Consider the following 18,361-nt stretch of genomic DNA (forward strand, 5'->3'; position numbering starts at 1 on the left):
TGCCCGAGCCGCCCGTGGCGCGGCGGCGGCGCAATCAGCGAGAGGCCAGCGAGAGGCCAGCGGAAGGTCAGCCGGAGGTCAGCCGGTTCGCCGCGCGCTGCCCGGCCGGAGTCCCGGTCTTGCGACCCGCCGGGCGTGGCCGGCGGCCGGCCTTGTCGCGGTACATGCGGGAATCGGCGAGACGGACCACCTCCTCCTCCCGGTCGTCGGCGCCGTAGGGCTGCACCCCGAAGGAGAAGCGGATCGGCAGATCGGCGTCGTTCCAGCGCACGCAGCGGCGGCCCGCCGCGACCGCGATCTGCCGGGCGCGGAGGTCGCCGCAGGCCGCATCGGTCTTGGTCAGCAGCACCGCGAACTCGTCACCACCCAGCCGGGCCACCACATCCTCCTCGCGGACCGATCCGACGAGCAGGCGGGCGACCTGCCGCAGATAGGCGTCGCCGGCCATGTGCCCATGGGTGTCGTTGATCCGCTTGAAGCCGTCCAGATCGATGATGACCAGCACCCCGCCGCCCGTTCCCTGTCCCTTGCTGACGTTCCCCTTGGCGCCGTTTCCCTTGGCGCGTTGCCGCCGCGCGGCGGCGATCTCGCGGCGGAAATGGCTGAAGAAGCCGCGGCGGTTCAGCAGGCCGGTCAGCTCGTCCGTCATGGACAGGCTTTCCAGATAGGCGATCCGGTCACGCTGTTCGGCGATGGTCGCGCGGGCCTCGGCAAGTTGCTGTTCGAGGGCCGACGCCTCGGCGGTCGCGATCACCGCCGGATGGGCAATGCGGGGGCCGCGCAAGGGGGGCATCCGCAGCAGCCGGTCGTGGGTCCCGCGGTCGAAAGGCAGTCCGTCGTGATGGTCGGCGGCGATAACGTCCGGGTCCTGGGTGTTCACGACGGCGCTCATGGGCTTTCTCCACATGATCGGCACTGGCTGCCCCCAAACGAAAGCAATCGCCATGCCATATGCGGAACTCCCGAAGACTAGGCCTTTCGTCCCGGCAATTTCTGCCGGGCAAGGCCGCCCCCAGGCAGAATTTGCCGGGAGAACGGCCGATTACGGAAAATTTTATCTATTTTTGATTTATTTTCTTTTTTGAACCGTTTTCGAACAAAGGCACTGTCGGCCTCCCGACAGGGACTCTGCAACGGCCTCACACCACGCGGTCGGGCGGCGCCGCGCCGGCAAAGAAGGCGTCCAGGTTGTCGAGCGCCTTGAAGCCCATGGCGTTGCGGGTCTCCACCGTGGCGCTGCCCAGATGCGGCAGCAGGAAGGCGTTCTCCAACCCGCGGTAGCCGGCGTGCAGGTTCGGCTCGTTCTCGAACACGTCCAGCCCCGCGGCGGCCAGCCGTCCGCAGGCCAGGGCGGCGATCAGCGCCTCATCGTCGACGACCGAACCGCGGGCGGTGTTGACGACAATGGCCCCCGGCGGCAGGCGCTCGATCCGCTCCGCGTTCAGCCAGTGGGTGGTTTCCGGAGTCGCCGGGAAATGCAGCGACAGCACGTCGCAAACCGCCAGCATCGCCTCGGGGTCGGCGTGGTAGACCGCCCCGGCCTCCTGCTCCGCGGGCAGGCGCCGCCGGTTGGAATAGTGGATGGTCATGCCGAAGGCCCGAGCCCGCTGCGCCACCGCCTGCCCGATTCGACCCATGCCGATGATGCCCAGCCGCTTGCCGCCCAGATGGGTGCCGAGAAGCTGGGTCGGCGTCCAGCCGTTCCAGGCCCCGGCGCGGATCATCCGCTCGCCCTCCGAGGCGCGCCGCGCCGCGCCGAGCATCAGCAGCAGCGCGATGTCGGCGGTCGCGTCGGTCAGCACGTCCGGGGTGTTGGTGACGATCAGGCCGCGGGCCTTGGCCGCGTTCAGATCGATGTGGTCGGTGCCGACGGAGAAGGTGGCGACGATGCGCACGCCCTTGGGCAGCGCCTCGATGGCCGCGGCGTCCAGCCGGTCCCCGGCGGTGCAGAGGATGCCCTGGGCGCCGGTCTCCGCCGCCAGGGCGGCGATGTCGGCGCCGGACAGCGCGCGGTCCTGCGGGTTCAGCCGGGCGTCGAAAGCGCGCGCGGCGCGGGCCTCCACCGCGTCGGGCAGGCGCCGGGTCACCAGGAGAACGGGCCGTGATGCCTGGGTGTCACTGCGCATGTTTCTGTCCTCAGCCTTCCGTTTATTCGGGGGGTCGGGCCTTCCGCTCCGACGCCGAAACACCCATAATCCATCCGACGCTGCCAATCACCTGTGGATGTCGCTTTGCAGAACCGCCGCTCCGCCGCCCGCTTCGCCCTTTGCGCGACCTTCGGCGCGTTCCTGGTGTCCGTGACCGCCCTTCCCGCCGCCGGCCCGGCCCAGGCGGCCCCGGCCAACGCGGCCGGCGCGGCGGTGGGGGCGGCGGCCGGTGCCGCGGCGAACATCCTGCCGCACCGCGCCGTCTACAAGATGTCGCTGCTGTCCGCCCGCAACAGCTCCAAGGTCAGCGACGTGCGGGGCCGCATGCTGTTCGAATGGGCCGACGCCTGCGACGGCTGGACGACGGAGCAGCGCTTCCAGCTCCGCTTCGTCTACGCCGAGGGCGACGAGATGGCGATGACCACCAACTACACCACGTGGGAGGCCAAGGACGGGCAGCGCTACCGCTTCAACGTCCGCAAGCTGATCAACGGCGAGGAGGACGAGGAGGTGCGCGGCGACGCCCGGCTGGCCAAGGACGGCACCGGCACCGCCGCCTTCTCCAAGCCCGAGCCCCAGGACATGGAGTTGCCCCCCAACACCATGTTCCCGACCGCCCACACCCTGGCGGTGCTCGACCACGCCGGCGCCGGCGAGACCTTCTTCAACCGGGTCGTTTTCGACGGCGCCGATTCCGAGGGAGCGACCGAGGTGTCCACGGTCATCGGCTCGGCGGTCCAGACCAAGGAGGACGGCGCCGACCCGCTGCTCAAGGGCAAGAAGGCGTGGCCGGTGCGCATGGCCTTCTTCCCGCTGAAGAGCGATTCGGCCCAGCCCGAGTACGAGATGAGCCTGCGCCTGCTGCAAAACGGCGTCGCCGAATCCATGCAGATCGACTATGGCGATTTCACCGTGAACGCCATCCTGGAGAAGGTTGAGGCGCTGCCGAAGTCGGGATGTTGACCACCGGACGAAAAAGGTCACAGCCTTTGCCGCAAATCGTTACAATTCAATTTGCCATATTTTGAGGAAACTGGCCTAAGCTGTGCATGGTGCATTCGCGCCTCCACGGAGTCGTGGCGTGCACCGACAGCAGGATGAGGGTTTCCCTATGGCCAAGAAGCAGGTTTTGGTGGGACAGGTGTTCCAGACCGTTGGAGCGACCAACGGGCGGTCCTGGCGCGTGCGGGAGACCGTGACCCTGTTCGGCATCCCACATGCCCGCGTGGTCAGCACGGAAGACGAGGGCGACGCCAAGACGTTGAGCTGCTTCGTCCTCGTCGACTCCAACTATTACCGCATGATCGGCTCCGGCACCGTCGCGGCCTGACGCCCTTCCGGTTTCCCGAACAAGAAAGCCCCCCGGCCTCGCGGACGGGGGGCTTTCTGTTGAGCGCATGTCCGTTGGCCGCCCCTCCCTCCCCGCCGGGGCGGGAAGGGAGGGACGGTCCCGGATCGTCAGGTGGCCGCCTTCGGCGTCTCGGCGGCGACCTTCGGCTTCGGCAGGTCCAGCTTCAGATGCAGCTCGCGCAGGCGCGACTGGTCAACCGGGGCCGGGGCCTGCATCAGCAGGTCCTCCGCGCGCTGGTTCAGCGGGAAGGCGATGACCTCGCGGATGTTCGGCTCGTCGGCCAGCAGCATCACGATGCGGTCGATGCCCGGGGCCGAACCGCCGTGCGGCGGGGCGCCCAGCTTGAAGGCGCTGAGCATGCCGCCGAAGCGGGCTTCCAGCTCCTCGGGCGGGTAGCCGGCGATCTCGAACGCCTTGTACATCAGTTCCGGCAGATGGTTCCGGATGGCGCCCGACGACAGTTCCACGCCGTTGCAGACGATGTCGTACTGGTACGCCTTGATGTCCAGCGGGTTCATCGTGTTCAGCGCCTCCAGGCCGCCCTGCGGCATGGAGAAGGGGTTGTGGCTGAAGATGACCTTGTTGGTCTCCTCGTCCAGCTCGTACATCGGGAAGTCGACGATCCAGCAGAAGCGGAAGGCGTTCTTCTCGATCAGGTCCAGCTCCTCGCCGATCTTCGTGCGGGCGAAGCCGGCCAGCTTGGCCGCCGGGCCGGGCTGGTCGCAGACGAAGAAGACCGCGTCGCCGTCCTCCACGCCCGCCGCCGTGCGCAGCTCCGCCTGGGCGGCCTCCGGCACGAACTTGGCGATGGGGCCCTTGCCGCCCGCCGCCTCGAAGATGATGTAGCCGAGGCCCGGGGCGCCGAGGCCGCGCGCCCAGTCGTTCAGCTTGTCGAAGAAGCTGCGCGGCTTGTCGGACACCTTCGGGGCGCGGATGGCGCGGACCACGCCGCCCTTCTCCAGCGTCTGCTTGAAGGCGCGGAACTCCACGTCGTCGCGCTTGAAGACGGCGGTGACGTCGGTGATCTCCAGCGGGTTGCGCAGGTCCGGCTTGTCGTTGCCGTACTTCAGCATCGACTCCGCGAAGGAGATGCGGCGGAAGGGCGGCTTGTCGATGGCCGGCGGCGTCTCGCGGCGGAAGCCGCCGAACTCGTCGAAGATGCCGTGCAGCACCGGCTCGATGGCGGCGAACACGTCCTCCTGGGTGACGAAGGACATCTCGAAGTCGAGCTGGTAGAACTCGCCCGGGCTGCGGTCGGCGCGGGCGTCCTCGTCGCGGAAGCAGGGGGCGATCTGGAAGTAGCGGTCGAACCCGGCGACCATTAGCAGCTGCTTGAACTGCTGCGGCGCCTGGGGCAGCGCGTAGAACTTGCCCGGATGGTTGCGGCTGGGCACCAGATAATCGCGGGCCCCCTCCGGCGAGGAGGCGGTCAGGATCGGCGTCTGGAACTCGGTGAAGCCCTGGTCGATCATGCGGCGGCGCGCCGACGCGATGACGCGCGAGCGCAGCAGGATGTTCTCGTGGATGCGCTCGCGGCGCAGGTCGAGGAAGCGGTAGCGCAGGCGCACATCCTCGCCCGCGTCGGTGTCCTGGTTGACCTGCAGCGGGATCTGCTCCGCCTCGCCCTGCACCGACAGCTCGGCGATCTGCACCTCGATGCGGCCGGTCGGCAGGCGGTCGTTGATGGTCTCCGCCGTGCGCTTGACCACCTTGCCGGTCACGGTGATGACCGATTCCAGCTTCAGCCGCTCCGCCGCCTGGAAGGCCGGGTTGGAGGTGTCGACCACGCACTGCGTCAGGCCGTAATGGTCGCGCAGGTCGATGAACAGGAGCTGTCCATGGTCGCGCTTGCGGTTGATCCAGCCCGACAGGCGGACAATCTGACCGGCGTTCTCTTCGCGAAGCTGGCCGCAGGTGTGCGTGCGGTAGGGGTGCATGGGTCGAAACACCTTGGAAAAGGTCGGAATCCTGCGCGGAAAGGCGGCCCGACACACCACACCGACAGCGCGGGAATGTCAAGTCGCCATCCGCGTCCGCTGCACGCTGGGAGAGTTGCCGAAGGGCGAGCTTTCGCGCGGTCGCGCGCTCGTGTATGAAGCGGCTATGACACTGATCACGACCACCGAAGACCTTGACGCCTTCTGCCGCTCGCTGGCCGGGGCGGAGTACATCACCGTCGACACCGAATTCCTGCGCGAGAAGACCTATTGGCCGCAGCTCTGCCTCGTGCAGGTCGGCGGGCCGAACGGCGCGGTCGCCATCGACCCGCTGGCCGAAGGGATCGACCTCGCGCCGCTGTTCCGCGTGATGGTGGACCCGGCCATCCTCAAGGTCTTCCATGCCGCCCGGCAGGACGTGGAGATCTTCTGGCACCTGTCCGGCCAGATCCCCCACCCGCTGTTCGACACCCAGGTCGCGGCGATGGTCTGCGGCTTCGGCGAGAGCGTCGGGTACGAGACGCTGGTCACCAAGCTGGCCGGCGCGCGCATCGACAAGTCCAGCCGCTTCACCGACTGGTCGCAGCGCCCGCTGACCGAGCGGCAGCTGACCTACGCGCTGTCCGACGTGATCCACCTGCGCCCGGCCTACGAGAAGCTGAAGCGCCGCCTCGTCCGCTCCGGCCGCGCCCACTGGCTGGAAGAGGAGATGGCCGTCCTGACCGACCCGGCCACCTATCAGGTGGACCCGGACAGCTCCTGGCTGCGCTTGAAGGTGCGGACCAACAAGCCACGCTTCATGGCCGTTCTGAAGGAGTTGGCGGCGTGGCGGGAGCGCGAGGCGCAGCGCCGCGACCTGCCCCGCTCGCGCGTGCTGCGCGACGAGGCGCTGCTGGAGATCGCCGCCCACGCCCCGACCAGCGTGGACGACCTCGCCCGCACGCGCGGCATGGGCCGCGGCTTCGCCGAGGGCCGGCAGGGCGCCGAGGTGCTGGCCTGCGTGCAGAAGGGGCTGGATATCCCGGACTTCGACCTGCCCCGCGTCGAGCCGCGCGAAGAGCCGCCCCCCGGACTGCAACCAATCGTTGAATTGCTCCGCGTGCTTCTGAAGATGAAGTGCGAAGAGAACAACGTGGCCTCCAAGCTGATCGCCTCCGCCGCCGATCTGGAGGCGATCGCCGCCGACGACGCGGCCGATGTGCCGGCGATGCAGGGCTGGCGCCGGGAACTGTTCGGCGACGACGCGCTGGCGCTGAAGCATGGCCGCATCGGTCTGGCGGTGCTCGACCGCCGTGTCCGCATCGTTCCGGCCGGCACTGGAGAGAGGTCATAAAACGGCCCCATCCAGAATCGTTCCAGAGTGGCGCAAGAGTCGGCCCGGCACGGTACAGGTTCGGGGAGCTTCGCGACGTTTAGCCAAAATTATGAAACAATTCATCGCAATTAACAGCGCTTTAAGGCATTGTTAAAAAAACTAAGGGCTAATAAGTCACGGGCTCCGTATCCATGCCGTGTGGCGGCGGGGTGTGGTTCGCGGGGGAATTCTCGCCTTTAAGGTGCGCACAAGCCCTATGCGCACACCCAGGGGATTTCGCGTATGAGCAGGTTCGGCGGCAAACCACCCATGGGACGCGACCGCGTCCGCCTCTCCACCACGGAGAAGCAGGCCGCCGTCGCCGCCGCGAAGGACCAGAAGCCCGAATTCGACAACGACAAGCTGCTGAATCTGCTCCGCTCCGCGAAGTCCGAACTGCAGGGCATGCGGCTGATCCACATGCATCTGTCGCTGCTGCGGGACAAGGACCCGTCGAGCCAGATGATCGTCCGCACGATCATCCAGGAGCTGGCGAACAAGGCCTCCTACCTCCAGTCCTTCAACATCTCCAACGGCGACGTCATCATCCTCTACAAGGGGCTGAAGCTGACCGGCGTCACCGACGTCTGCCAGAAGGTGGAGCAGATCTTCCTGGCCAAGACGACGCTGATCGGGGCCAACCCCTACAAGGAATTCTCGCTCTACTCGATCATGGAACTGGCGTTGAACTTCATCAACGTCATCCGTTTCATCGAGGAGCTGCAGGCCAACGAGACCGGCGACCACTCCAACGAGACGAAACCGCCGATCACGCTGGAGGAGATGGCCAAGCTCGAACGCTCCATGCAGATGTTCGACCTGTCGCCCTTCCTGTTCAATCAGGCCATCGCCAACATCGGCCGCAACGCCGAAGAGGACATGGCCTATTTCGAACTCTACATCTCGATCAAGCTGCTCCAGGAGCGGCTCTGCCCGGACTACGACATCACGGCCAACAAATGGCTGTTCAACTATTTCACGGCCAACCTCGACCAGTCGGTGCTGCGCGCGCTGAACCACGGGCTCAGCTTCATGCGGGGCCGGCGCATCGGCATCAACATCAACCTGTCCACGGTCATCTCCACCGGCTTCGTGAAGTTCGACGAGCGGCTTCCCGTCGATTTCCGCGGGCAGGTGGTGCTGGAGATCTCCAAGGGCGACCTGATCGAGAACCTGTCGCTCTTCAACGAGGTGGTGGAGTTCGCCCAGGACCGCCGCTACCAGATCGCGGTGGATGGGCTGAACCCCTTCTGGGTGACGAACTTCGACCTGGAGTACCTGAACGCCGACTACGCGAAGATCTTCTGGTCCAACGACATGCTGGAGATGGACCCGACCTTCGAGAAGTATTTCATGGAGCGCATCCAGGAGCAGGACCGCTGCAAGTTCATCCTGGCGCGCTGCGACAGCGTGTCGAGCCTCGTCTACGCCCAGAAGGTCGGCATCACGATGGTGCAGGGCCGCGCCGTCGACAACATCCTGCGCAAGGGCGTGAGCGTCCGCGAAGCCATCGCCCACGCCAAGGTGGCGTGAAGGCTTTTCCCGTCTGATCCCCTCTCCCGCTCCGGGAGAGGGGTAAAAACCTCTACTCCGCCGCTTGCGGCCGAGCCGGCGGGACGATCTCGCCCTTGCGGTTCAACGCCTTCGCCAGAGCGTCCAGGCGCCGCTGCACCGTCTCGCCGGCCGGCACGCTGAAATCGTCCGGCAGGGTCAGCACCAGCCGCTCCCCCGACACCTTCAGCGCCGTGCGCTGCAGCAGCGCGGTGGCTCCGCCGGTCAGCGTGTGGGCCAGCCGCAGCGCCAGCCCCAGCACCAGCGCCTTGCGCGCCTGGGCGTCGCTGAGCAGCGACCGCGGCCCCGCGGTGACCGCGTTGGGCATGCCCGGACCGTCGATGGAACCGGCGTAGCGGGCGTAGACGGCCAGCGCCAGGAAGGCCCGCTCGTCATGGTCGATGCCGGGGAAGGGATAGCGCAGGATGCGCAGGCAGGCGTGCTCCGCCCGATAATCGGGATGCTCAGCCCAGCCCACGTCGCTCAACAGGCAGGCGGCTTGCCGCAGCCGCAGCGCCGCGTCGTCCTCTCCGGCGAAGAGGTTGCCGGTCCAGGACACCAGCAGGGCCGGATCGCCGATGCGGACGAAGCGCTGCGCCCAATCCTCCACCGCGGCGATCAGCGGGTCCTGCCGCTGCGCCTCGGGATCGAGCAGCGCGTAGAGGTGCCCTTCCCGCAGCCCAAAGGCCGAGAACACCACGCTGGACGGCTGGACCATGCGCAGCAACCGCTCGAACACCAGCGCCGCGTAGGGCAGCGTGTCGACCCGGCGGCGCGACCCGGACATCTTCTCCAGCGAGGACCGGCTCTGCTTGGCGATCAGCCCGGCGAAGTCCCGCGCCTCGGCGAAGGGGACCGTGTAGTGGTGGATGATGTGCAGCGGGTGCTTCACATGCTCCATGTGCAGCTTGGCCAGCGCCCGCCAGCCGCCGCCCACCGGAAAGAAGGGCTTGCCGCGCATCTGGGCCAGCCAGTCCAGCTTCTCCAGATGCTGGTCGATGGCGCGGACCAGCCCGTTCGGCTTGGCCGGGTTCAGCTCCATCAGGCGCAACGGCCCCAGCGGCATCGTCAGATGCTCGCCGATCACGCCGCGCTCCAGCCGCACCAGCTCCAGGCTGCCGCCGCCGAGGTCGCCGACCAGCCCGTCCGCGGCGGGGGTGCCGGACAGCACGCCCATGGCGGACAGCCGCGCCTCTTCCTCGCCGCTGATGACGCTGACGTCGAGGCCGGTGCGGTCCTTCACCCGCTGGATGAAGGCCGGACCGTCCGTGGCGTCGCGCACCGCCGCGGTGGCGATGACGTCCAGACGCCCGACGCGCATGCCGGCGACCAGAAGGGCGAAGCGTTCCAGGGCCTCAAGGCCCTGGATCACCCCGTCCGGGTTCAGGCAGCCGGTCTTCTCCACCCCGCGGCCGAGCCCGCACAGGACCTTCTCGTTGAAGACCGGCAGAGGCGACCGCTTCAGAGCGTCATAGACGACGAGCCGGATCGAGTTGGACCCGATGTCGATCACGGCGATCCGCTCGCCCTTCTCGACCACCCTCTCGACGGCCCTGGTAGCGACCGTGTGTTCCTGCGCCGGCGTCATAAGCAACCGATGTCCTCAATCAGATGACCGTACGCAGCTTCAACCGCGGCGGCGTCTTTTTGCTGCTGAGCGCGCTGCCGCGGCCCGACAGGCTGGGGTTCGTCATGAAATAGTTATGGGCGCTGAACGCGTCCGGACCAGCCTCCACCCGATGATAAACGCCATCGGGGCCGAGTTTCCAGGTGTTCGCCTCATCCTTCAGGTTGGCGACCATGATCTGGTCCAAAACCTGCTCGTGCACCGTCGGGTTCTCGATGGGCACCAGCGTCTCGATGCGGCGGTCCAGGTTGCGCGTCATCCAGTCGGCGGAGGAGATGTAGAGCTTGGCCTGCGGGCTGGGCAGCGCTTGGCCGTTGGCGAAGCAGATGACGCGCCCGTGCTCCAGGAAGCGGCCGACGATGCTGCGCACCCGGATGTTCTCCGACAGGCCCTTCACGCCGGGGCGCAGGCAGCAGATGCCGCGGATCACCATGTCGATCTGCACGCCCTTCTGCGACGCCTTGTAGAGCCGGTCAATGATCTCCGAATCGACCAGCGAGTTCAGCTTCACCCAGATGTGGGCGGGCTTGCCGGCGGCGGCGTTGGCGACCTCCGCGTCGATCAGCTGGCCCAGCTTCTGGCGCAGCGTGATCGGGGCGATGGCAATCTTCTCCAGCAGCTTCGGCGTGGCATAACCGGTCATGTAATTGAACATCACCGCCGCGTCGTGGCAGAGCGCCGGGTCGCAGGTGAAGAAGGACAGGTCGGTGTAGACCTTCGCCGTGATCGGGTGGTAGTTGCCCGTCCCGAAATGGACGTAGCTGCGCAGCGCCTTGTTCTCGCGCCGCACCACCAGCGACACCTTGGCGTGCGTCTTCAGGTCGACGAAGCCGTAGACCACCTGGGCGCCGGCGCGTTCCAGATCGCGCGCCCAGCGGATGTTGGCCTCCTCGTCGAAGCGGGCCTTCAGCTCGACCAGGGCGGTCACCGACTTGCCGGCCTCCGCCGCCTCGATCAGCGCGGCGACGATCGGGCTGTCCTTGCTGGTGCGGTAGAGCGTCTGCTTGATGGCGACCACCTGCGGGTCGCGCGCCGCCTGACGGATGAACTGCACCACCACGTCGAAGCTCTCGTACGGGTGGTGGACGACGATGTCCTTGTCGCGGATGGCCGCGAAGCAGTCGCCGCCGAAGTCGCGGATGCGCTCCGGGAAGCGGGCGTTGAAGGGGCGGAAGACCAGATCGGGCCGCTCGTCGACGATCAACTGGCGGGTGTCCGACAGGCCGATCAGCCCATCAAGGATGAACACGTCGTCGTTCGACACGCGCAGTTCGTGGCGCAGGAACTCGCGCAGGTCGGCGGCCATGCCGGCGTCGGTGGCCAGACGGATGACGCTGCCGCGGCGGCGGCGCTTCAGCGCGCTTTCGAAGGTGCGGACCAGATCCTCCGCTTCCTCCTCGATCTCCATCTCGCTGGCGCGCAGGACGCGGAAGACGCCGTGGGCCTTCACCTGGAACGGCGGGAAGAGCCGGTCGATGAACAGCATCACCAGCTTTTCCAGCTGGATGAAGCGGATCTCCGAGCCCGGCAGGCGGATGAAGCGGTCGAGCTGCGCCGGCAGCGGGACCAGCGCGTCGAGGTGCCGCCCCTTAACCGGCTCGTGCAGTTGCAGCGCCAGCGAGAAGCCCAGGTTGGGCAGGAAGGGGAACGGGTGCGCCGGGTCCACCGCGATGGGGGTCAGGATGGGGAAGATGTCGTCGAGGAACTTGGCCTCCAGCCAGTCCTTCTCCCCGTCGGTCAGGTCCTCGGCGCCGGCCACCATGATGCCGGCCTCGCGCAGGTCCTGCTTCAGGCTGCGCCACATGGTCTGCTGCGCGTTCATCAGCTCGACGATGCGCTGGTTCACCGCGGTGAGCTGCTGGGCCGGGGTCAGGTTCTCGGCGCTGGGGGTCTTCACCCCCGCGGCCACCTGCCCCTTCAGGCCGGCGACGCGGACCATGTAGAATTCGTCGAGGTTGCTGGACGAAATCGACAGGAACCTCAGCCGCTCCAGCAGCGGGTGATTCGGGTTGGACGCCTCATCCAGGACGCGCTGGTTGAAGGCCAGCCACGACAGTTCGCGGTTGATGAAGCGCTCCGGCGCGTCCGCTTCGATGCAGGTCGCTTCCAGGTCCTGAAGTTCGGTCACAGCAGCCTCGGGCTTTTGCGTGATGGGTGGTGCCGCTACAGTCCGGTCGGGCCGAACCGCCCCGCCGCGGTCGATGGGCCAGGCAACCTACCCCAACTACGTTACGGTTTTGGGTCAGACAGCATAATACTGCCGTCACGATAATACCGCTGCGAAAACAGTCGCACCCCCGGCGCATCCCGCCGGAGGCCGATTCGGAAGGAAGGGACTCCCGCGATGAAGACGCTCTATCTCATGCGCCACGGCAAGTCGGCGTGGGACGATCCCTCGCTGGACGATCACGACCGCCCGCTGGCGCCGCGGGGGAAGAAGGCGGCCCGGCTGGTCGGCCACGAACTGAAGGAGCGCGGGGCGCGCATCGGGCTGGTGCTGTGCTCCACCGCCCGGCGCGCGGCGGACACCGCCGACCGGCTGCTGGAGGTGATGGACGCGCCTGACATCCCGGTGGAGCGCGAGCGCGGCCTCTACCTGTGCGGGGGGCGCGTCCTCCTGGAACGGCTGCACGACGCCCCCGACTCCGCCTCGTCGCTGATGCTGGTCGCCCACAACCCGGACCTCCACGACCTCGCCCGCGACTTGGCCGGACGCGGCGAGGAGCGGCACCGCGCGGCACTGGCGGAGAAGTTCCCGACCGGCGCCTGCGCCGTGTTCCTGTTCGAGGGCGCCCGCTGGGCCGACCTGGACAGCGGGTCGGGACGGCTGGCCGATTTCATCCTGCCGCGGAAACTCTCTTAACGCCCTTCTGCCAATTGGGGTATTTCAACCCTGAACCGAGCAGGCCCGGAACCGAGCAGGAGTCGCCCCCCGTGTCTTCCGCGCCCCAGAACAACGCGCCCCCGGGTGCACCCGCCGCGGCGTCCGCCACGGTGTCGGCCGTGCGCGAGGTGGAGATGAAGCTCCATCTCGATCCGCGCGACCTCCCCCGCGTTGCGGACCTCCCGGCGCTGAAGGAGAAGGCGGAAGGCGCGCCCGCCGTCCGCGCCCTGCGCACCGTCTATTACGACACGCCGGACCGCCGTCTGTTCCTGGGGGGCGTGGCCCTGCGGGTGCGGCAGGACGGCGACCGGTTCGTGCAGACGCTGAAGACCATCAACGCCGCCACCCCCGGCGATTCGGCCGCGGTGGCCATCCGCAAGAAATGGGACTGGGCCATTCCCACGGCCGCCCCCGACATGACGCCCCTCGACGCCGAGGGCGTGGCCGCCCTGGTGCCGGAGGACGCGCGGGCGGCGCTGGCTCCACAATTCACGACGGAGTTCCGGCGCACCACCCTGCTTGTCCGCCCGGACGCCCTGACCTCCATCGAGGTGGCGGTGGACGACGGCCAGATCACCGCCGGCAACGCCTGCGCCCGCATCAGCGAGGTCGAGCTTGAGCTGAAGTCGGGCCGCATCGGACGCCTGTTCGATCTCGCCTTGGCCCTCCAGCGCCGCGTCCCGGTTCGCATAGGAACGGAGAGCAAGGCGGAAATCGGCGACCGCCTCGTCACCGGGCGCCTGCCCGCCCCCGTCCTGCCGGAACCGCTGGGCTTGACCCCGGTCACCACGGTGGCCGAGGCCTACCGCCACATCATCCGCCACGGGCTGCGCCTGCTGCTCGCCAACGAGGCCTGTGCCCTGGCCGGCGGCGACGTGGAGGGGCTGCACCAGATGCGCGTCGCGCTGCGCCGCCTGCGCACGGCCATCCGCCTGTTCCGCCCTCTCGCCGGGGTGCCGGAGGCCTGCCGCGCCGGGAACGACATCCGCTGGTTCTCCCGCCAGCTCGGCCCGGCGCGCGATTGGGATGTGCTGCTGTCCCACGGGATCGCGCCCTTCTCGGCAACGGAAAAGGCCCCCGCCGACGCGCTCGCCGCGCTGACGGCCGCGGTGCGTGAGGCCCGTCGGGCGCCCGCGCTGGCCGCGGTGGAGGCGATCCAATCGCCACGCTGCACCGGGCTGATCCTGGCGCTCGGCGCTTGGCTGGAGGACGGGGCGTGGCAGTCCGGCGCCGCGCCGGAGGTCCGCGCCCAGCTCGACCGCCCGATGGCCGAGCTGTCCGGCCCCTGGCTGGCCGCCCAGCACGCCAAGGCCCTGAAGGCGGGACGCGACATTGAGGGGGCTGACGCCACGGCGCGCGACCGGCTGCGCCGCCGCCTGCGCAAGCTCCGCCACACGGCGGAGTTCTTCCGCGGCCTCTGCGCTGAAACTGCGACGGTGCCCTTCATCGCCGCACTCGACGCCCTGCTGGATGCGCTGGACGCCGAGCACGACGCCGTGGTGGCCGGCGACCTTCTGCGCGGCCTGTCGGCGGACCGGCCGGAGCAGCGGCCCACCGCCGAGGCGACCGCCCGCTGGCTCGCCAAGCAGGCCGACAAGCGCCGCAAGGCACTGCCGGGGTTGTGGAAGGCCTTCCGCGACGGGCCGGTGTTCTGGTGACGGTCCTGCCCCCACCCTAACCGTCCCCAGCTTCGGCGGACCGAAGGTCCGCCTGCCGCGTCAGCGCAAACTATGTTTGCGCGAGAGCTTCGCAGGGGCGGGGATGGACGCCGCGTCGAGGACGTTGCGTGGACAGCACCACCCCTGGCTGGCCGCCAACTACACAGCCATCGAGACGTTCGCGACCGCGTTGCGCAGCCACAGGTGCCCGGGATCGCCGCCGCGCCGTTCATGCCAAACCTGAACGAAGGGAAATGGCGGTATCGGAAACGGCGGCTCGAAAACGACGACGGCCGGGTCATGCTCACAGAGCGCAAGGGCTTTCCGGGCCACCGTCAGAACGAGGTCCGTTCCTTGGATCAACCGTGGCGCGTTTCCCCAATGCGGCAGCGTGACGGCGATGCGGCGCGTGTGGCCGACGGCGCGCAAGGCCGTGTCGATCTCGGTGTTTGCTTCGTCCTTCATCGCAACGAGCACGTGTGGCCGGTCAAGATAGGCCCCGATATCCAGGCGGTCATGGCCCCCCAGCCCCTCCCGATCCGCAAGGCAAGCGAAGCGCTCGGCGAAAAGCTGCTCTGATTCGATCCGTTCGGGACGATCGGGAAACACACCAATTGCCAGATCGCAGTCCCCATCCAACACCTGCCGGAGCATCGTTTCCCGGTTCGATTGGGTGATCACCAGATCTATTCCCGGCGCTTCGAGGCGCAGCATCTTCAGCAGACCCGGGAGGACGACAGCGGAGCCGTAATCCGACATCGCAAGGCGGAACGTCCGTTTTTCCCTGGCCGGGTCGAAGCCTCCCGGTCCGAGGACCTCCCGCACCTGTCGCAGGGCTTCGGTCAACGCCGGAGCGACTTCAAGCGCCCTTGCGCTCAGAACCAGTTGCCCGTCGCGGCGTATCAACAGGGGGTCGTCGAACAGATGGCGAAGACGCCCGAGCGCATGGCTGACCGCGGGCTGACTCATGTTCAGCCGGGATGCGGTGCGCGACACATGCCGCTCGGCCAGCAGTGCATCGAGGACCACCAGCAGGTTGAGGTCGATGCCGCGAAGGGTATTCATGTCGTGCATGATCGAGATATTACATCAGAATTTCCATCCATGGCATGAATGCGGCATCTGGTGATGCATGGAGGCTCAACCATGCAAACCAATGCCCTGCTTCTCATCCTGGCCGCGATCATCACCGGTGCGGTTGTTCCGTTTCAGGCCGGGGCCAACGCCGTCCTGGGACGGACGCTCGGCCATCCGCTGTGGGGGACGGCCGTATCCCTGTGCGTCAGCTTCGCCTGCATCCTGCCCGTCATGGCCCTGGCGCGGGTGGAGGCGCCGACCCTTTCGAATCTGGCGCAAGCCCCCCGCTGGGTGTGGATCGGTGGTGTCGTCGGCGTCGTCTACATCACCGGCGCGCTCATGCTGGCGCCGAAACTCGGCGCCGCCGGCTTCATCACGGCGGTCATCGCCGGGCAAATGCTGGCATCGATCATCATCGACCAATGGGGGCTTGTCGGCCTCCCGCGAAAGCCCGTCTCGCTGTCCCGTCTCGCCGGTCTTGGCCTGATCTTCCTCGGGCTGATCGTGATGCAGGTGCCCGCGCTCGGCGTGAAGCCGCCCGCCGGTTCGTGACGGCACGACGCTCTCGCCGACCTTTCAAGAAAGATCACCCATGAACCTGCTTCACATCGACTCCAGCATTCTCGGTGAGCAATCCGTAAGCCGTATGCTGTCCAAAGCCATCGTCCAGCGATTGAAGGACCACAATCCCGAGATCGACATCGTCCATCGTGATCTGGCCGCTGTTCCCGTTCCCCATCTCACCGGCGACCATCTGGCGGCCTCCCCGGCGGTGATGGAGGACATCGCGTTTGGTGAAAAGCTTCTGGACGAGTTCCTCAACGCCGATGTCATCGTCATCGGCGTCGCGCTCTACAACCTGACCATTTCCAGCCAACTCCGGACATGGATCGACCGGATTGTCATCGCGGGGAAGACGTTCCGCTACACGGAGAACGGCCCGGAAGGATTGGCGCAGAACAAGCGGGTGGTCCTTGCCGTGGCGCGGGGCGGTCAATATCGACAGGGCACGGCCCTGGCGTCGTCCGAACACGCCGAGGCCTACCTTCGGTCGATGTTCGCGTTCATCGGCGTGACGAGGCTCGATGTGATCGCCGCGGAAGGTCTCGCCATCAGCGAAGCACACCGGGAAAGCGGCATGCAGGCCGCGTTCGAGGCGATATCAGCCCTCGATCCATGTTGCGATTTCCAGTAGGCGCTCCGCCAGGTCCTGTCCGATGGCCCTTGGAATGGTGGTCGGACAGGACCCGGCTCAAGTCTCAACCAGCCGCTTACAGCGTCCCCGCGTAGGCGCCGCCGTCCAGCAGGACGTTTTGCCCGGTCATGAAACCGGCGTGGGCCGAGCAGAGGAAGGCGCAGGCCGCGCCGAACTCCGCCGGATCGCCGAAGCGGCCGGACGGGTTGCCGGCGCGGCGGAGGTCCATCTCCTCGTCCAGGCTGCGGTTGTTGGCCTTGGCCCCGCCCTCCATGGTGGCGCGCAGGCGGTCGGTCTCGAAGGGGCCGGGCAGCAGGTTGTTGATCGTCACGTTGTGCCGCACGGTCTGGCGCGACAGTCCCGCGACGAAGCCGGTCAGCCCGGCCCGCGCCCCGTTGGACAGGCCGAGGATCGGGATCGGCGCCTTCACCGCCGCCGAGGTGACGTTGACGATCCGCCCGAAGCGGCGCCCGATCATGCCGTCCACCGTCGCCTTGATGAGGAAGATCGGGGCCAGCATGTTGGCCTCGACGGCGCGGACCCAATCGTCGCGTTCCCAGTCGCGGAAGTCGCCCGGCGGCGGGCCGCCCGCGTTGTTGACGAGGATGTCCGGCTCCGGACAGGCGGCGAGGGCCGCGGCGCGCCCCTCCTCCGTCGCGATGTCGCCCACGGCGGTGGTCACGGTGGCGCCGGTCTCCTTGCGGATCTCCTCAGCGGCGGCCTCCAGCAGGTCGCGGCCGCGCGCGGTGATGGTGACCGCCACCCCCTCGCGCGCCAGCGCCAGGGCGCAGGCCTTACCCAGTCCCTTGCTGGCTGCGCACACGATGGCGCGGCGTCCGGCGATTCCCAGATCCATCCTCGTCTCCTCCCTTCCCGGCCTCCAGACCGGCCAGCACCTCGCGGGCCAGCGGCACGGTCAGGGGACGGTGCGCGGCCAGCGAGGCGCGGTCAAGCGCCGCGACCACCCGCCCCGCCGCCTCCAGCGAGCGCTCCATCCGGGTCAGCAGGTAGGTGATGAGGTCCATGCCCGGCCGCAGCTGGCGGTCGGCGAACAGCTTGACCAGCACGGCGGCGAGCAGGGCGTCGTCCGGCGCCTCCACCCCCACCGCGGGAGCCGCCTTGATGCGGGAGCGCAGGTCGGCCAGCTTCATCCGCCAGCGCGACGGCGGGCGGCGCGACAGCAGAAGCAGATGCCCCCCCGAGTCGCGGGCGAGGTTGTAGAGGTGGAACAGCGCCTCCTCGCGCGCCGGCGCGCCGGCCACCCGGTCCGCGTCCTCCACGACCACGGCGTTGGCGCGGGCCAGCAGGGCGTGCGGGTCGATCTGGTCCAGCGACTCGCCCAGGGCGATGGGGGCGTGGCTGCGTGCCCGCCAGACATGGCCCAGATGCGTCTTGCCGCAACCGTCCGGCCCGTACAGCGTCAGGGCCGGCGCCGGCCAGGAGGGCCAGCGGTCGAGCCACGCCACCGCCTCGGCGTTGCTGGGCGCGACGAGGAAATCCTCGCAGCCCATGGCGGCGCGGTGTCCGAGGTCGAGCGGGATCTGGGCCGCAAGTGTCATGGGGCAACGGTCATGGGGCTG

Annotated in this window: 16 protein-coding genes; 8 read left to right on the top strand and 8 right to left on the bottom strand. The window is 68.1% G+C overall.

Features of this window, described 5'->3' with window-relative positions; translation table 11 throughout:
• Nucleotides 1-67 precede the first annotated feature (67 nt).
• Complete coding sequence (locus tag ACWPN5_RS21355) at nt 68-892, bottom strand: GGDEF domain-containing protein (RefSeq protein ID WP_145680865.1); 825 nt, start codon at nt 890-892, stop codon at nt 68-70.
• A gap of 247 nt (nt 893-1,139) precedes the next feature.
• Nucleotides 1,140-2,126, bottom strand: a complete 987-nt coding sequence (locus ACWPN5_RS21360) for a 2-hydroxyacid dehydrogenase (protein ID WP_145680866.1) — start codon at nt 2,124-2,126, stop codon at nt 1,140-1,142.
• A 105-nt stretch (nt 2,127-2,231) separates the two neighbouring features.
• Between ACWPN5_RS21360 and ACWPN5_RS21365 the strand changes: the two genes are divergently transcribed.
• Both ACWPN5_RS21365 and ACWPN5_RS21370 read left to right on the top strand, forming a co-directional pair.
• Nucleotides 2,232-3,110 carry a cell envelope integrity EipB family protein gene (locus ACWPN5_RS21365; protein ID WP_211111416.1) on the top strand — a complete coding sequence of 293 codons (879 nt, stop codon included), beginning with the start codon at nt 2,232-2,234 and terminating at the stop codon, nt 3,108-3,110.
• 148 nt (nt 3,111-3,258) lie between these two features.
• Complete coding sequence (locus ACWPN5_RS21370) at nt 3,259-3,477, top strand: hypothetical protein (protein ID WP_145672482.1); 219 nt, start codon at nt 3,259-3,261, stop codon at nt 3,475-3,477.
• A 128-nt stretch (nt 3,478-3,605) separates the two neighbouring features.
• Here ACWPN5_RS21370 and aspS read toward each other — a convergent pair whose 3' ends face one another.
• Nucleotides 3,606-5,435, bottom strand: a complete 1,830-nt coding sequence (aspS, locus tag ACWPN5_RS21375) for an aspartate--tRNA ligase (RefSeq protein ID WP_200477272.1) — start codon at nt 5,433-5,435, stop codon at nt 3,606-3,608.
• 166 nt (nt 5,436-5,601) lie between these two features.
• Here aspS and rnd point away from each other — a divergent pair, with 166 nt between their 5' ends.
• Nucleotides 5,602-6,768, top strand: coding sequence for a ribonuclease D (gene rnd / locus ACWPN5_RS21380; RefSeq protein WP_492297258.1), 1,167 nt, complete (start codon nt 5,602-5,604; stop codon nt 6,766-6,768).
• A gap of 264 nt (nt 6,769-7,032) precedes the next feature.
• Nucleotides 7,033-8,322, top strand: a complete 1,290-nt coding sequence (locus ACWPN5_RS21385; protein ID WP_186464724.1) for an EAL domain-containing protein — start codon at nt 7,033-7,035, stop codon at nt 8,320-8,322.
• Between the two features lie 52 nt (nt 8,323-8,374).
• Here the strand turns inward: ACWPN5_RS21385 and ACWPN5_RS21390 are convergent, their stop codons facing one another.
• Together ACWPN5_RS21390 and ACWPN5_RS21395 are read right to left on the bottom strand one after the other, a co-directional pair.
• Nucleotides 8,375-9,928, bottom strand: a complete 1,554-nt coding sequence (locus ACWPN5_RS21390) for a Ppx/GppA family phosphatase (RefSeq protein WP_145680870.1) — start codon at nt 9,926-9,928, stop codon at nt 8,375-8,377.
• A gap of 19 nt (nt 9,929-9,947) precedes the next feature.
• Complete coding sequence (locus ACWPN5_RS21395; protein WP_492297260.1) at nt 9,948-12,095, bottom strand: RNA degradosome polyphosphate kinase; 2,148 nt, start codon at nt 12,093-12,095, stop codon at nt 9,948-9,950.
• 216 nt (nt 12,096-12,311) lie between these two features.
• Between ACWPN5_RS21395 and ACWPN5_RS21400 the strand changes: the two genes are divergently transcribed.
• Nucleotides 12,312-12,830, top strand: coding sequence for a SixA phosphatase family protein (locus ACWPN5_RS21400; protein WP_492297262.1), 519 nt, complete (start codon nt 12,312-12,314; stop codon nt 12,828-12,830).
• A gap of 71 nt (nt 12,831-12,901) precedes the next feature.
• On the top strand, nt 12,902-14,509 hold the full coding sequence (locus ACWPN5_RS21405; RefSeq protein WP_492297263.1) for a CYTH and CHAD domain-containing protein: 1,608 nt from the start codon (nt 12,902-12,904) through the stop codon (nt 14,507-14,509).
• 159 nt (nt 14,510-14,668) lie between these two features.
• On the opposite strand, the gene ACWPN5_RS21410 is transcribed toward ACWPN5_RS21405, so the two are convergent.
• Nucleotides 14,669-15,583, bottom strand: coding sequence for a LysR family transcriptional regulator (locus ACWPN5_RS21410; protein WP_145680873.1), 915 nt, complete (start codon nt 15,581-15,583; stop codon nt 14,669-14,671).
• 72 nt (nt 15,584-15,655) lie between these two features.
• On the opposite strand from ACWPN5_RS21410, the gene ACWPN5_RS21415 reads away from it, so the two are divergent.
• On the top strand, nt 15,656-16,138 hold the full coding sequence (locus ACWPN5_RS21415) for a DMT family transporter (protein ID WP_145680874.1): 483 nt from the start codon (nt 15,656-15,658) through the stop codon (nt 16,136-16,138).
• Between the two features lie 40 nt (nt 16,139-16,178).
• Nucleotides 16,179-16,781, top strand: coding sequence for an FMN-dependent NADH-azoreductase (locus tag ACWPN5_RS21420; protein ID WP_145680875.1), 603 nt, complete (start codon nt 16,179-16,181; stop codon nt 16,779-16,781).
• A gap of 76 nt (nt 16,782-16,857) precedes the next feature.
• On the opposite strand, the gene ACWPN5_RS21425 is transcribed toward ACWPN5_RS21420, so the two are convergent.
• The gene (locus tag ACWPN5_RS21425; protein WP_114858152.1) at nt 16,858-17,637 is read right to left on the bottom strand and encodes an SDR family oxidoreductase; all 780 of its coding nucleotides are present in this window, start codon (nt 17,635-17,637) and stop codon (nt 16,858-16,860) included.
• On the bottom strand, nt 17,576-18,340 hold the full coding sequence (locus tag ACWPN5_RS21430) for an HdaA/DnaA family protein (RefSeq protein WP_052584373.1): 765 nt from the start codon (nt 18,338-18,340) through the stop codon (nt 17,576-17,578). The genes ACWPN5_RS21425 and ACWPN5_RS21430 overlap by 62 nt, the downstream gene beginning before the upstream one ends.
• Nucleotides 18,341-18,361: the final 21 nt, after the last annotated feature.

The sequence above is a fragment of the Azospirillum sp. UENF 211521 genome (assembly GCF_058780535.1).